Raw genomic sequence first — 14,304 nt, 5'->3', positions numbered from 1 at the left:
CCGCCCCGGGGGCTCCCGCGCGTACGGCGTCAGCAGTCGTCCGTTGCACCGCCGACCCGGCCGGAGAGGCCCATGTTCCTGACCATCACCACCACCGGCAACGCCGAGCACCCCGCGACCGACCTCGGTTTCCTGCTGCACAAGCATCCCGAGAAGGCGCAGGCGTTCTCCACCTCCTTCGGCACGGCTCACGTGCTCTACCCCGAGGCGGAGGAACAGCGCTGCACGGCGGCGCTGCTGCTGGAGGTCGATCCGGTGGCGCTGGTCAGGCGCGGCAAGGGCAAGGGCCGCGGCGGCGCCCCCGACGCCGCCCTCGCCCAGTACGTCAACGACCGCCCGTACGCGGCCTCGTCGCTGCTCGCCGTCGCGCTGAGCAACGTCTTCTCCAGCGCCATGCGCGGCGTGTGCAAGGCCCGCCCCGAGCGCGCCGCCCGGCCGCTCCCGCTGCGCGTCGAGATCCCGGCGCTGCCCGCCCGCGGCGGCCCCGACCTGGTACGGCGCCTGTTCGAGCCGCTCGGCTGGGCGGTCGCCGTCGAGGCGGTCCCCCTGGACACCGAGTTCCCCGAGTGGGGCGACTCGCGCTACGTCCGGCTCGTGCTGGAGTCCGAGACCCTCACCCTCTCCGACGCCCTGCGCCACCTGTACGTCCTCCTCCCCGTGCTCGACGACGCCAAGCACTACTGGGTCGCCCCGGACGAGGTCGACAAGCTGCTGCGGGCCGGAGAGGGCTGGCTGCCCGGCCACCCCGAGCAGAAGCTGATCACCAGCCGCTACCTGTCCCGCCGCTGGTCCCTGACCCGTGAGGCGATGGACCGGCTGGAGCTGATCCGGCTGGCCGAGACCGACGACAGCGAGGTCGAGGAGATCGACAACGCCGTCGAGGCGGAGGCCGAGCAGGAGGCGAAGCCCACCCCGCTCGCCGTACAGCGCCGCGAGGCGATCCTCACCGCGCTGCGCGACCGCGCCGCCGCCCGCGTCCTCGACCTCGGCTGCGGCGAGGGACAGCTGGTGCGCGAGCTGCTCAAGGAGCCGCGGTTCACCGAGATCGCCGGCGTGGACGTGTCGGTGCGCGCGCTCACCATCGCCTCCCGGCGGCTCAAGCTGGACCGCATGGGCGAGCGGCAGGCCGCCCGCGTCCGGCTCTTCCAGGGCTCCCTCGCCTACACCGACAAGCGTCTGACGGGGTACGACGCCGCCGTGCTGAGCGAGGTGATCGAGCACCTCGACCTGCCCCGGCTGCCCGCCCTGGAGTACGCCGTCTTCGGCGCGGCCCGCCCCCGCACCGTCGTCGTCACCACCCCCAACGTCGAGTACAACGTGCGGTGGGAGACCCTGCCCGCCGGTCACGTCCGCCACCGGGACCACCGCTTCGAGTGGACCCGCGAGGAGTTCCGCACCTGGGCCCGGGCGGTCGCCGAGCGGCACGGCTACGACGTGGAGTTCCGCCCCGTCGGACCCGACGACCCCGAGGTGGGCCCGCCCACCCAGCTGGCCCTGTTCACCCTCGACACCCCGGCCGGCACCGCGACCGAGAAGGAGGCGAAGGCCGCATGAGCACCGCGGACACCACCGGCACCACCGACGCCACCCCCGCGCGGGCCCGCGCCCTGCCCGTCACCGACCTCTCCCTCGTCGTGCTGATCGGCGCCTCCGGCTCCGGCAAGTCCACCTTCGCCCGGCGCCACTTCAAGCCGACCGAGGTCATCTCCTCCGACTTCTGCCGGGGCCTGGTCGCCGACGACGAGAACGACCAGAGCGCCAGCCGCGACGCCTTCGACGTCCTGCACTACATCGCGGGCAAGCGGCTCGCCGCCGGCCGCCGCACCGTCGTCGACGCGACCAACGTGCAGCAGGACGCCCGCCGTCAGCTGATCGGCCTGGCCAGGGAGCACGACGTGCTGCCCATCGCCATCGTGCTCGACGTGCCCGAGCAGGTCTGCGCCGAGCGCAACGCCGGCCGCACCGACCGCGCCGACATGCCCCGCCGGGTCGTCCAGCGCCACACCCGCGAACTCCGCCGCTCCCTGCGCCACCTGGAGCGCGAGGGCTTCCGCAAGGTGCACGTGCTGCGCGGCGTCGCGGAGGTGGAGCACGCCACCGTCGTCACCGAGAAGCGGTTCAACGACCTCACCCACCTCACCGGCCCCTTCGACATCATCGGTGACATCCACGGCTGCGCCGCCGAACTGGAGACCCTGCTCGCCAAGCTCGGCTACACCGACGGCGTCCACCCCGACGGCCGCACCGCCGTCTTCGTCGGCGACCTGGTCGACCGCGGCCCCGACAGCCCGGGCGTGCTGCGCCGTGTGATGTCCATGGTCACGTCGGGCAACGCCCTGTGCGTCCCCGGCAACCACGAGAACAAGTACGGCCGCTTCCTGAAGGGCCGCAAGGTCCAGCACACCCACGGACTCGCCGAGACCATCGAGCAGATGGAGGGGGAGAGCGAGGAGTTCCGCGCCGAGGTGCGGGAGTTCATCGACGGCCTGGTCAGCCACTACGTCCTCGACGGCGGCAGACTGGTGGTCTGCCACGCCGGTCTGCCCGAGAAGTACCACGGCCGCACCTCCGGCCGGGTCCGCAGCCACGCCCTGTACGGCGACACCACCGGCGAGACCGACGAGTTCGGCCTGCCCGTGCGCTACCCGTGGGCCGAGGACTACCGGGGCCGCGCGGCCGTCGTCTACGGCCACACCCCGGTCCCGGAGGCCACCTGGCTGAACAACACCATCTGCCTGGACACCGGCGCCGTGTTCGGCGGCAGGCTCACCGCGCTGCGCTGGCCGGAGCGGGAGATCGTCGACGTACCGGCCGAGCGGGTCTGGTACGAGCCGGCCAGGCCGCTGCGTGCCGAGGCACCCGGCGGGCACGACGGCCGCCCGCTGGACCTGGCCGACGTCCAGGGCCGACGGGTGGTGGAGACCCGGCACGCCGGGCGGATCACCGTGCGCGAGGAGAACGGGGCGGCCGCCCTGGAGGTCATGAGCCGCTTCGCCACCGACCCCCGCCTGCTGCCGTACCTCCCGCCGACCATGGCACCGACCGCCACCTCGGGCGTGGACGGCTACCTGGAGCACCCGAAGGAGGCCTTCGCGCAGTACGCGGCGGACGGCGTCGCCCGGGTGGTGTGCGAGGAGAAGCACATGGGCTCCCGGGCGGTGGTCCTGGTCTGCCGCGACGCGGAGGCGGCCCGCGCCCGCTTCGGCGTCGACGGCGGCATCACCGGGTCCCTGTACACCCGTACCGGCCGCCCCTTCCTCGACGACGCGTCCGCCACCGAGGAGATCCTCGACCGGCTGCGCACGGCGATCGGGGAGGCCGGTCTGTGGGACGAACTGGCCACCGACTGGCTGCTGCTGGACACCGAGCTGATGCCGTGGTCGCTCAAGGCCGCCGGGCTGCTGCGCTCCCAGTACGCCGCCGTGGGCGCCGCCTCCGGCGCGGTGTTCCCGGGCGTGCTGACCGCGCTGGAGGGTGCCGCGGCGCGCGGCGTCGAAGTGCAGGACCTCCTCGACCGCCAGCGCGACCGGTCCGCCGACGCGGCCGCCTTCACCGACGCCTACCGCCGCTACTGCTGGCCCACCGACGGCCTGGACGGCGTCCGCCTGGCCCCGTTCCAGATCCTCGCCGTCCAGGGCCGCAGCCTGGCCGCACTGCCGCACGACGAGCAGCTCGCCCTCATCGACCGCATCGTCGAGCACGACGGCAGCGGCCTGCTCCAGACCACCCGCCGGCTGTACGTGGACACCGGCGACCCCGAGTCGGTGGCGGCGGGCGTCGACTGGTGGCTGGAGATGACCGGCCGGGGCGGCGAGGGCATGGTGGTCAAGCCCGTCGGCGCCCTCGTACGCGACGGGAAGGGTCGCCTGGTGCAGCCCGGCATCAAGTGCCGCGGCCGGGAGTACCTGCGGATCATCTACGGCCCCGAGTACACCCGCCCCGACCACCTCGCCCGCCTCCGGAACCGCTTCCTGAACCACAAGCGATCCCTGGCGATCCGCGAGTACGCCCTCGGCCTGGAGGCCCTGGACCGGCTCGCGGACGGCGAGCCGCTGTGGCGCGTGCACGAGGCGGTGTTCGGGGTGCTGGCCCTGGAGTCGGAGCCGGTGGACCCGCGGCTGTGACCTCCGTGGTCCGGTGATCCGGCCGCGGCGGTGCGGGCGTGCGCCGGCCGGTGTCACCCGGCGTACGGCTTCACCGCCGTGGACCGGGCCGACTCCGGCCGGCGTTCGCGTGTGGCGATCCGGGCGTTCAGCCGCAGGAGCGGCTGGGTCAGGAGCGTCGTGGCGAGGGCCATGAAGACGAGGACCGTGTAGAGCGGGGCGCTCAGCAGGCCCGCGTCCAGGCCCGCGTTGAGGGCGATCAGCTCGGTCAGCCCCCGGGTGTTGAGCAGGATGCCGACCGTCCGCGCGTCGTGCCGGTCGAGGCCGCCCAGGCCGGCCGCCACCGCCCCGCTGCCGACCTTCGTGACGACCGCGAGGAGCGTCACCACCGACAGGGCGGCCCAGCCCGTGCCTGTCATGTTGTTCAGGGCCACGGACTGGCCCGAGAGGACGAAGAAGAACGGCAGCAGCAGCGAGGCCACGGACAGCAGCGGCCGCAGCAGGTCGGGGTCGAGCGTGCCGCCCTCCTCCCGCGGGACGACCACACCGGCGAGCAGCGCACCGAAGATCACGTGCAGCCCCAGCGCGTGCGTGACCCACGCCGAACCGAGCGCGAAACCGATGAGCAGCGCCATCCGCAGCGAGGGCTCCAGGCGGGTCCGCCACAGCAGCAGGCGCAGCAGCGGCCGGGCCGCGCACGCCATCAGGACGACGTAGCCGAGGGTGAGCCCCACCCGCCACGGCCAGTCGAGGGCCGCTCCGGCGCCGCCGCCCGCGTTCAGCAGGGCACCCGCCAGCACGGTCCAGCAGAGCGCGTCCAGCACCCCGGCGGCGGAGACGGCCAGCACCCCGGGAACCGTGCGGGACAGCCCGTTCTCGCGCACGATGGCCGTCAGCACCGGTACCGCCGTCGTGGCCAGGGCGACCCCGGCGAAGACCACCATGGCGGGGGAGAGGTCCAGCGGCATGCCCAGGTCGTGCAGCGTGCCCCGGAACAGCAGCGCGCAGCCGCTGCCCACGGCCATCGGCACCGCGAACGAGGCCAGCGCCACGGTCACCGAGCTGCGCGCCCGGACACCGAGCACCTTCAGGTCCAGTTCGTAGCCCACCGCGAACAGGAACACCACCAGCGAGAACTGCGCGAGACCGGTCAGCGCCGGGCCGATCGCCGCCGGGAACAGAGCCTCGTACACCGTGGGGGCCGTGCTGCCGAGCAACGAGGGGCCGAGCGCGATGCCCGTCGCCAACTGGCCCACGATGTACGGCTGCCCGAGCCGCCGGGCCAGCCAGCCGCCGCTGTGGGCGGCCACCAGGACGAGCGCCGACGCACCCACGAAATGGGTGATCAACGCATCCGGACTCAGAGCATCTGGACTGGAAGCGATACCGGAGCTCAACAGGTCTCCCCCCTGACGCGCGGCCGGGCGCTCCGGCCGTCGCCAGGCATTACGCGGCACCGCCGGGGCGCCCCGGCGTCGCACGGGGGCACCCGGAGGGCGCACTGTGGTCACGGGACCGTGAAAGCAGGGGGTGAACTCGCGTCCGAGTGGTCAGGATGGAGACATGGGATTCCAAGTCGACTCCGAAGCCGGGCGGCTCACCCGCGTCATCCTGCACCGGCCGGATCTCGAGCTCAAAAGGCTCACCCCCAGCAACAAGGACGCCCTTCTCTTCGACGACGTGCTGTGGGTGCGCCGGGCGCGCGCCGAGCACGACGGGTTCGCCGACGTGCTCCGCGACCGCGGGGTGGCGGTGCACCTCTTCGGCGACCTGCTCACCGAGACCCTGGACGTGCCGGCCGCGCGGCGGCTCGTCCTGGACCGGGTCTTCGACGAGAAGGAGTACGGAGTGCTGGCCACGGACCACCTCCGGGCCGCCTTCGAGACCCTGCCCGCCGGTGAACTGGCCGAGTGGCTGGTCGGCGGCATGACCAAGCGGGAGTTCCTGGAGGCGCACCCGGAGCCGACCTCCGTGCGCTTCCACGCCATGGAACTGGACGACTTCCTGCTCGGCCCGCTGCCCAACCACCTCTTCACCCGGGACACCTCGGCCTGGATCTACGACGGCGTGTCGATCAACGCCATGCGCTGGCCCGCCCGGCAGCGCGAGACGGTGCACTTCGAGGCGATCTACCGGCACCACCCGCTCTTCCGCGACGAGACCTTCCACCTCTGGTCCGAGGGGCAGGCCGACTACCCCTCCACCATCGAGGGCGGCGACGTACTGGTCATCGGCAACGGCGCCGTGCTCATCGGCATGAGCGAGCGCACCACGCCCCAGGCCGTCGAGATGCTGGCCCACAAGCTGTTCGCCGCCGGGTCGGCGCGGACCATCGTGGCCCTCGACATGCCGAAGCGGCGTGCCTTCATGCACCTGGACACGGTGATGACGATGGTCGACGGCGACACCTTCACCCAGTACGCCGGGCTCGGCATGCTCCGCTCCTACACCATCGAGCCGGGGGCCGGGGAGAAGGACCTGAAGGTCACCGACCACCCGCCGGAGCACATGCACCGCGCGATGGCCGCCGCCCTCGGGCTCGGTGAGATCCGGGTCCTCACCGCCACCCAGGACGTGCACGCCGCCGAGCGCGAGCAGTGGGACGACGGCTGCAACGTCCTGGCCGTCGAACCGGGCGTCGTCGTCGCCTACGAACGCAACGCCACCACCAACACGCACCTGCGCAAACAGGGCATCGAGGTGATCGAGATCCCGGGCAGCGAACTGGGCCGTGGCCGGGGCGGGCCGCGCTGCATGAGCTGCCCGGTGGAGCGGGGGGCCGTGTAGAGGGGCAGGGCGGAGCCTTCTGTATAGAAATTCAGAAGTTCGTATAGACTTCCAGAAGTCAGTCCCCGACCCCGCACCTCTGGAGTGCCCCCATGGCGACAGTCCCGACCGCCCTCGCCGGCCGCCACTTCCTCAAGGAGCTCGATGTCACCGAGGAGGAGTTCCGCGGCCTGGTCGAGCTGGCCGCGGAGCTGAAGGCCGCCAAGCGGGCCGGGACCGAGACGCGGTACCTCACCGGCAAGAACATCGCGCTGATCTTCGAGAAGACCTCGACCCGCACCCGCTGCGCGTTCGAGGTCGCCGCCGCCGACCAGGGCGCCTCGACCACGTACCTGGACCCGGCCGGCTCGCAGATCGGCCACAAGGAGTCCGTGAAGGACACCGCGCGCGTGCTGGGGCGGATGTTCGACGGCATCGAGTACCGCGGCGACAGCCAGGCCAAGGTCGAGGAGCTGGCGGCCTTCGCGGGCGTCCCCGTCTACAACGGCCTGACCGACGACTGGCACCCCACCCAGATGCTCGCCGACGTCCTCACCATGACCGAGCACAGCGACCGCCCCCTGCGGGAGATCACCTTCGCCTACCTCGGCGACGCCCGCTTCAACATGGGCAACTCCTACCTGGTCACCGGCGCCCTGCTCGGCATGGACGTGCGCATCGTCGCCCCGAAGGCCTACTGGCCCGCCCAGGAGGTCGTCGACCGGGCGAACGCGCTCGCCCGGACCAGCGGGGCGCGCATCACCCTCACCGAGACCGTGGCCGAGGGGGTGCGCGGCGCCGATTTCGTCGTGACCGACGTCTGGGTCTCGATGGGCGAGCCCAAGGAGGTCTGGGCCGAGCGCATCAAGGCCCTCGCGCCCTACGCCGTGACCATGGACGTCCTGCGCGCCACCGGCAACCCGGACGTCAAGTTCCTGCACTGCCTGCCCGCCTTCCACGACCTGGGCACCAAGGTCGGCCAGGAGATCTTCGAGGCCCACGGGCTCGACTCCCTGGAGGTCACGGACGAGGTCTTCGAGTCGGAGCACTCCGTCGTCTTCGACGAGGCGGAGAACCGTCTGCACACCATCAAGGCCGTCCTCGTGGCCACCCTCGCCTGACTTCTTCTTCACAGCCCGCCCGACCAGGACCTATGCTGACCGGCGGTTCCGGAGCCACCCCTTCCGGTGCCGCCGGCCGCGACCACCGTCGCGCCCCCCCGCACCACCAGAAACGAGCACCACCCGCAATGCCCGCTTCCCGCGTCAAGTCCCCCCACCTGCTGGTCGCCGAATCCGGCGCCGACCGCGAAGGCCACGGCCTCAAGCGCACGATGGGGCTGTTCCAGCTCGTCTGCTTCGGCGTCGGCGCGATCGTCGGCACCGGCATCTTCGTCGGCCTGTCCGACTCCGTGGCCGAGGCCGGCCCGGCCGTCGTCGTCTCCTTCGTCCTGGCAGCGATCACCTGCGTGTTCACCGCGTTCTCCTTCGCCGAGCTGGGCGGCGCGATCCCGGTCTCCGGCTCCTCGTACTCCTTCGCCTACGCGGGGCTCGGCGAGCGCACCGCGTTCCTCGTCGGCTGGTGCCTGCTCCTGGAGTACGGCGTGTCGGTCTCGGCGGTCGCCGTCGGCTGGAGCCAGTACGTCAACGAACTGCTCGACAGCGTCCTCGGCGTACAGCTCCCGCACGCCCTGTCCGCGGGCCCCGGCGACGGCGGCGCCGTCAACCTGCCCGCGGTGATCGTCATCGCCCTGGCCTGCGTGCTGCTGGTGCGCGGGGTGCGGGAGAGCGCCCGCGCCACGGCCGCCATGGCCGTCCTCAAGCTGGCCGTCCTGCTCGCCTTCTGCGCCATCGGCTTCTACGCCTTCGAGGACGGCAACCTCACCCCGTTCTCCCCGGCCGGCCTCGGCGGCATCGGCGCCGGCACCACGGCCGCCTTCTTCTCGTACATCGGCTTCGACGCGATCACCACGGCCGGCGAGGAGGCCAAGAACCCGCGCCGGGACATCCCCGTCGCGATCCTGGTCTGCATCGGCCTGGTCACCCTGCTGTACTGCGCGGTCGCCGTCGCCGCGATCGGCGCCGTCGGCGGCGACCAGGTCGGCGACCGGCCCGCCGCGCTCTCCTACGTCGTCGACGAGGTCACCGGCTCCGCGATCGGCGGCGGCGTGGTCGCCTTCGGCGCGGTCGTCGCCATCGCCTCGGTGGTGCTCGCCGTGATGTACGGCCAGACCCGCATCCTGCTGTCGATGTCCCGGGACGGACTGATCCCCCGGGTCTTCGAGAAGGTCTCCCCGCGCACCGCGACGCCCGTCGCCGGCACCCTGATCGTCGGCGTGGTCTTCGCCCTCCCGGCCGCCTTCGCCCCGCTCGACGCGGTGGTCAACCTGTGCACCATCGGCACCCTCGCCACGATGGCCGCCGTCAACGTCTCGGTGATCACCCTGCGCCGCCGCGAACCGGGACTCGCCCGTACCTTCCGGGTCCCGCTGTACCCGGTCACGCCGCTGCTCGGGGTCGGCTTCTGCCTGTACCTGATGTACGAGACGGGCGGTGCGACCTGGCTGCAGTTCGCGGTCTTCCTCGCGGTGGGCCTGCTGGTCTACGGCGCCTACGGCCGCCGCCACTCCCGCCTGGCCCGGGCCGCCGTCAGTGCGGACGACGCTGAGCGGGTACCGCAGGAAGCCTGAACCAGACCGCCTTGCCCGCCCCGGTGGGCCGGTGGCCGCAGGACGAGCTGAGGGCGCGGATCAGCAGCAGACCGCGCCCGCCCTCGCGCCACGGGTCGGGCGGCTCCACGTCCGGCCGGGTGAGGTCGGCGGGCGGTGACGGGTCCGGGTCGTGCACCTCGACCTGGCAGCCGGTCGGCCTCAGCTCCACCACCAGCTCGATCGGTGTCCGGCCCACCGAGGTGTGCTCCACGGCGTTGGCGACCAGCTCCGCCGTGAGCAGCTCCGCGGTGTCCCCGTCGGCCGTGTGCTCCAGCTCGGCCAGGGCGTTGCGCACCAGCGCACGCGCCACCGGCACGGCCGCGGCGGAGTGCGGCAGCGCGATGCGCCAGGAGGCGGGTGCGGGGGAGTGATCGTGCACGGCAGGTCCGTTTCGTGGAGCAGGGGCGTCCTGTCCTGCTTTCGACCTTATGAATGGTACGGCGCCACCCGGCAGAGCCGTTCGACGGGCACCCCTCGGGACCTTCGCCCCTCGACACGGTGCCTCCGGCACCCTCCGTGCTTTATCGCGCACTCGTGACGACAGTCACGGATGGGTGATAACTTCGAGTGTCATGAGTCCCTTCACCGGCTCGGCCGCCCCCACCCCCGACTGGCGGCACCTGCGTGTCGAGATCACCGACGGCGTCGCCACCGTCACCCTCGCCCGCCCCGACAAGCTCAACGCGCTCACCTTCGAGGCCTACGCCGACCTGCGCGACCTGCTCGCCGAGCTGTCCCGCCGGCGGTCCGTGCGCGCCCTGGTGCTGGCCGGCGAGGGGCGCGGCTTCTGCTCCGGCGGCGACGTGGACGAGATCATCGGCGCCACCCTGTCCATGGACACCGCGACGCTGCTCGACTTCAACCGGATGACGGGCCAGGTGGTGCGGGCGGTGCGGGAGTGCCCGTTCCCGGTGATCGCCGCCCTGCACGGCGTCGCCGCCGGTGCGGGCGCCGTCCTCGCCCTGGCCGCCGACTTCCGCGTCGCCGACCCCTCCGCCCGCTTCGCCTTCCTCTTCACCCGCGTCGGCCTGTCCGGCGGCGACATGGGCGCCGCGTACCTGCTGCCCCGCGTCGTGGGCCTCGGTCACGCCACCCGCCTGCTGATGCTCGGCGACACGGTCCGCGCGCCCGAGGCCGAGCGCATCGGCCTGATCAGCGAACTGACCGAGGAGGGTCGCGCCGACGAGGCCGCCCACACCCTGGCCCGCCGCCTGGCCGACGGACCGGCGCTGGCGTACGCCCAGACCAAGGCCCTCCTGACGGCGGAGCTCGACATGCCGCTCGCGGCAGCGATCGAACTGGACGCGTCCACGCAGGCCCTCCTGATGACGGGCGACGACTACGCCGAATTCCACGCGTCCTTCACGGAAAAACGCCCCCCGAAGTGGCAAGGGAGGTAGGGAGATGTTGTCAACGCGGGGGAGCACGCCAACCTCAGGGGCGCGGGGCTGTGTCGATCAGCGGCTCCGCCGCGGGGCGCGACCAGCCACAACGAACCCGCACCCGCGGGACAACCGCAACCACCCTCACCGCATCGCCATTGTCGGTGGCGGCCCCGGCGGCCTCTACACCGCCGCCCTCCTCAAACGCCTGGCCCCCGACCGCGAGATCACCGTCTACGAGCGCAACGCCCCCGACGACACCTTCGGCTTCGGCGTGGTCCTCTCCGACGAGACCCTGGGCGGCATCGAGCACGCCGACCCCGTCGTCTACGAGGCACTCAAGGCCCACTTCGTCCGCTGGGACGACATCGACATCGTCCACCGAGGCACCCGCCACACCTCCGGAGGACACCGCTTCGCCGCCCTCGGCCGCCGCCGCCTCCTGGAGATCCTGCACGACCGCTGCCGCGACCTCGGCGTGGACCTGCGCTTTCGCACCGAGGCACCGCCCCCGGACCGCCTCGCACGGACCCACGACCTCGTCGTCGCCGCCGACGGCGTGCACAGCGCCACCCGCGAGGCGTACCGCGACGTCTTCCGGCCGCGGCTCACGCCCCACCGCTGCCGCTACATCTGGCTCGCCGCCGACTTCGCCTTCGACGCCTTCCGCTTCGAGATCGCCGAGACCGAGCACGGCGTGATGCAACTGCACGGCTACCCCTACGCACCCGACGCCTCCACCGTCATCGTCGAGATGCGCGAGGAGGTCTGGCGGGCGGCCGGCTTCGACGAGCTCGACGAGGCGGAGTCCACCGCCCGCTGCGCCAAGATCTTCGCCGGCGCCCTCGGCGGCCGCCCCCTGCGGTCCAACAAGTCCGCGTGGACCACCTTCCGCACGGTCGTCAACGAACGCTGGTCGCACGGCAACGTCGTCCTGCTCGGCGACGCCGCCCACACCGCCCACTTCTCCATCGGCTCCGGCACCAAACTCGCCGTGGAGGACGCCCTCGCGCTCGCCGCCTGTCTGGAGGAACAGCCCGCCCTCCCGCAGGCACTCGCCGCCTACGAGGAGGAGCGGCGCCCCGTCGTCGCGTCCACGCAGCGGGCCGCCAAGGCCAGCCTGGAGTGGTTCGAGGACCTGGCCCGGTACCTCGGCCAGCCACCGCGCCAGTTCGCCTTCAACCTGCTCACCCGCAGCCGCCGGGTCACCCACGAGAACCTGCGGCTGCGCGACGCCGGCTTCACCGACTCCGTCGAGCGCGAGTTCGGCTGCCCGCCCGGCACACCGCCGATGTTCACCCCGTTCCGGCTGCGCGGCCTGACCCTGCGCAACCGCGTCGTCGTCTCCGCGATGGACATGTACTCGGCCACCGACGGCGTCCCCGGCGACTTCCACCTGGTCCACCTCGGGGCCAGGGCCCTGGGCGGGGCCGCCCTGGTGATGACCGAGATGGTGTGCGTCAGCCCCGAGGGCCGCATCACCCCCGGCTGCGCGGGCCTCTACACCGGCCGCCAGGGCGAGGCGTGGCGGCGGATCACCGACTTCGTGCACGACAGCGCGCCCGGCACCGCGATCGGCGTGCAGCTCGGCCACAGCGGCCGCAAGGGCTCGACCCGCCTGATGTGGGAGGGCATGGACGAACCGCTGCCCGACGGCAACTGGCCCCTCGTGGCCCCCTCCCCGCTGCCGTACCGGCCGGGCAGCCAGATCCCGCGCGAACTGTCCCGGGCCCAGCTCACCGACGTACGTCAGCAGTTCAGGGCCGCCGCCGAACGGGCCGCCGACGCCCGCTTCGACCTGCTCGAACTGCACTGCGCCCACGGCTATCTGCTCTCCGGCTTCCTCTCCCCGCTCACCAACCACCGCACCGACGCCTACGGCGGCTCACTGGAGAAGCGGCTGCGTTTCCCGCTGGAGGTCTTCGACGCCGTACGCGAGGTGTGGCCCGGCGAACGGCCCATGACCGTACGGATCTCCGCCACCGACTGGGCCGAGGGCGGCACGAGCGGCGAGGAGGCGGTGGAGATCGCCCGGGCCTTCGCCGCGCACGGCGCCGACGCCGTCGACGTGTCCACCGGCCAGGTGGTGTCCGGTGAACGCCCCGAGTTCGGGCGGTCGTACCAGACGCCGTACGCCGACCGCATCCGGCACGAGGCGGGGGTGCCGGTGATCGCCGTCGGCGCGATCTCCTCCTGGGACGACGTCAACTCGCTGATCCTGGCCGGACGCACCGACCTGTGCGCGCTGGCCCGCCCCCACCTCTACGACCCGCACTGGACGCTGCACGCCGCCGCCGAGCAGGGCTACGACGGGCCGGGCGCCGTCTGGCCGGCGCCGTACCGGGCGGGCAGCCGACCGCCGCGCACCGGACGCACCGACGCCCCCAAACCGCGGCTGACGCTGCACGGCCCGCGTCAGGACGTGTAGCCCCAGGCCGCGCACATCGGACGCAGCCGCTGAGGGATCTCGTCCTCCCGCGGCAGCGCGCGGCCGGGCTGCACGGTGCCGGTGCGGATGTTCTCGCGCCAGTCGCCCAGGCCCCTGACCAGTTCGGCGCTGCTCTTCCTGCCGTAGTTCAGCATGGCCGGCGCGTAGTCGACGTCGAGGTACGCGCACAGGCGGCGCATCTCGCGCTCCGGGTCGTCGGTGATGTCCTCGTAGCGCACGGTGAAGCCGTCGGCGTCGGCCGTGCGGGCCTCCTCCACGGCCGTCATGTAGCGCAGCACATCCGTGACGGCCGTCTCGTGCGGCCGTTTCACGGGGTCGCTCTCGTGCCAGGAACGGGCGATCGACGCGGGGTGGCGCAGCAGGAAGACGAAGCGCGCGTCGGGCCAGCAGTCCTTGAGACGCCGGTACATGTACGCGTTGGCCGGGGTCTTCTCGACCACGTGGTCCTTGCCGGACCTGGTGAGTTCGCGGTGCAGGACGCGGTCCCACAACAGGTGCTCCAGGTCGCCGCGCCGCAGGCCGAGTTCGCCCATCGCACGCTCGGAGTGCCAGTTGGTGCAGGCGACCTCCAGCCGCCCGATGTGCAGCTCGTGCGGGGCGTGCAGCCGAGGATGGGCGCCCATCATCATGCGCAGCAGGGTGGAGCCGGAACGGATGGACGAGATGATGAAGACGGGCCGGCGCAGCAGGCGCTCGGTCGGCAGTTCCCCGGCCGGCGGACATCGGTAGTCGGCCTGCTGCCGTGCCGCGGGCTTGGCCGCGGCGGACTTCTTCCCCTGCTTCCCCTTCGCCGCCTGGGGTGCTCTCCGTACCTGGAGGCCGGTGGTGACGGTGAGGGCCCGGTTCAAGTTGCGCGCGAGACTCATGCGTCCGCACGGTAGGTGAGAAACCTGA

At 72.5% G+C, this 14,304-nt stretch carries 10 protein-coding genes; 7 read left to right on the top strand and 3 right to left on the bottom strand.

Features of this window, described 5'->3' with window-relative positions:
- The first annotated feature begins 72 nt into the window (after positions 1-72).
- Positions 73-1,554, top strand: coding sequence for a 3' terminal RNA ribose 2'-O-methyltransferase Hen1 (locus tag NI25_RS09605; protein WP_061442056.1), 1,482 nt, complete (start codon positions 73-75; stop codon positions 1,552-1,554).
- Positions 1,551-4,124 (top strand): polynucleotide kinase-phosphatase, encoded by a 2,574-nt coding sequence (locus NI25_RS09600; protein ID WP_061442055.1) that lies wholly within the window; start codon positions 1,551-1,553, stop codon positions 4,122-4,124. Before NI25_RS09605 ends, NI25_RS09600 begins: the two co-directional genes overlap by 4 nt.
- Positions 4,125-4,177: 53 nt before the next feature.
- Here the strand turns inward: NI25_RS09600 and NI25_RS09595 are convergent, their stop codons facing one another.
- Complete coding sequence (locus NI25_RS09595) at positions 4,178-5,437, bottom strand: cation:proton antiporter (RefSeq protein ID WP_233520707.1); 1,260 nt, start codon at positions 5,435-5,437, stop codon at positions 4,178-4,180.
- Positions 5,438-5,666: 229 nt separating this feature from the next.
- Between NI25_RS09595 and NI25_RS09590 the strand changes: the two genes are divergently transcribed.
- The 3 genes from NI25_RS09590 to NI25_RS09580 all read left to right on the top strand — a co-directional run bounded on the left by NI25_RS09590 (position 5,667) and on the right by NI25_RS09580 (position 9,558).
- Positions 5,667-6,890 carry an arginine deiminase gene (locus tag NI25_RS09590; protein WP_061442054.1) on the top strand — a complete coding sequence of 408 codons (1,224 nt, stop codon included), beginning with the start codon at positions 5,667-5,669 and terminating at the stop codon, positions 6,888-6,890.
- Between the two features lie 92 nt (positions 6,891-6,982).
- The gene (gene argF / locus NI25_RS09585; RefSeq protein ID WP_061442053.1) at positions 6,983-7,990 is read left to right on the top strand and encodes an ornithine carbamoyltransferase; all 1,008 of its coding nucleotides are present in this window, start codon (positions 6,983-6,985) and stop codon (positions 7,988-7,990) included.
- Positions 7,991-8,118: 128 nt separating this feature from the next.
- Positions 8,119-9,558, top strand: a complete 1,440-nt coding sequence (locus NI25_RS09580) for an amino acid permease (protein WP_061442052.1) — start codon at positions 8,119-8,121, stop codon at positions 9,556-9,558.
- Here the strand turns inward: NI25_RS09580 and NI25_RS09575 are convergent.
- Positions 9,518-9,958, bottom strand: coding sequence for an ATP-binding protein (locus tag NI25_RS09575; protein ID WP_199560871.1), 441 nt, complete (start codon positions 9,956-9,958; stop codon positions 9,518-9,520). The two genes, NI25_RS09580 and NI25_RS09575, sit on opposite strands and share 41 nt — an antisense overlap.
- 193 nt (positions 9,959-10,151) lie before the next feature.
- Between NI25_RS09575 and NI25_RS09570 the strand changes: the two genes are divergently transcribed.
- Complete coding sequence (locus NI25_RS09570; RefSeq protein ID WP_061442051.1) at positions 10,152-10,979, top strand: enoyl-CoA hydratase family protein; 828 nt, start codon at positions 10,152-10,154, stop codon at positions 10,977-10,979.
- A 4-nt stretch (positions 10,980-10,983) separates the two neighbouring features.
- A complete protein-coding gene (locus NI25_RS09565; RefSeq protein WP_061442050.1) occupies positions 10,984-13,389 on the top strand; it encodes a bifunctional salicylyl-CoA 5-hydroxylase/oxidoreductase in 2,406 nt (801 codons plus the stop codon).
- Here NI25_RS09565 and NI25_RS09560 read toward each other — a convergent pair.
- Complete coding sequence (locus tag NI25_RS09560; protein WP_061442049.1) at positions 13,377-14,276, bottom strand: sulfotransferase family protein; 900 nt, start codon at positions 14,274-14,276, stop codon at positions 13,377-13,379. The genes NI25_RS09565 and NI25_RS09560 overlap by 13 nt on opposite strands.
- Positions 14,277-14,304: the final 28 nt, after the last annotated feature.

This window comes from Streptomyces sp. CCM_MD2014, from assembly GCF_000772045.1.
GTDB classification, from domain to species: Bacteria; Actinomycetota; Actinomycetes; order Streptomycetales; family Streptomycetaceae; genus Streptomyces; species Streptomyces salinarius.
Note: the sequence above shows the minus strand (reverse complement) of the source record. Positions and strands in the feature narration are given on the sequence as shown.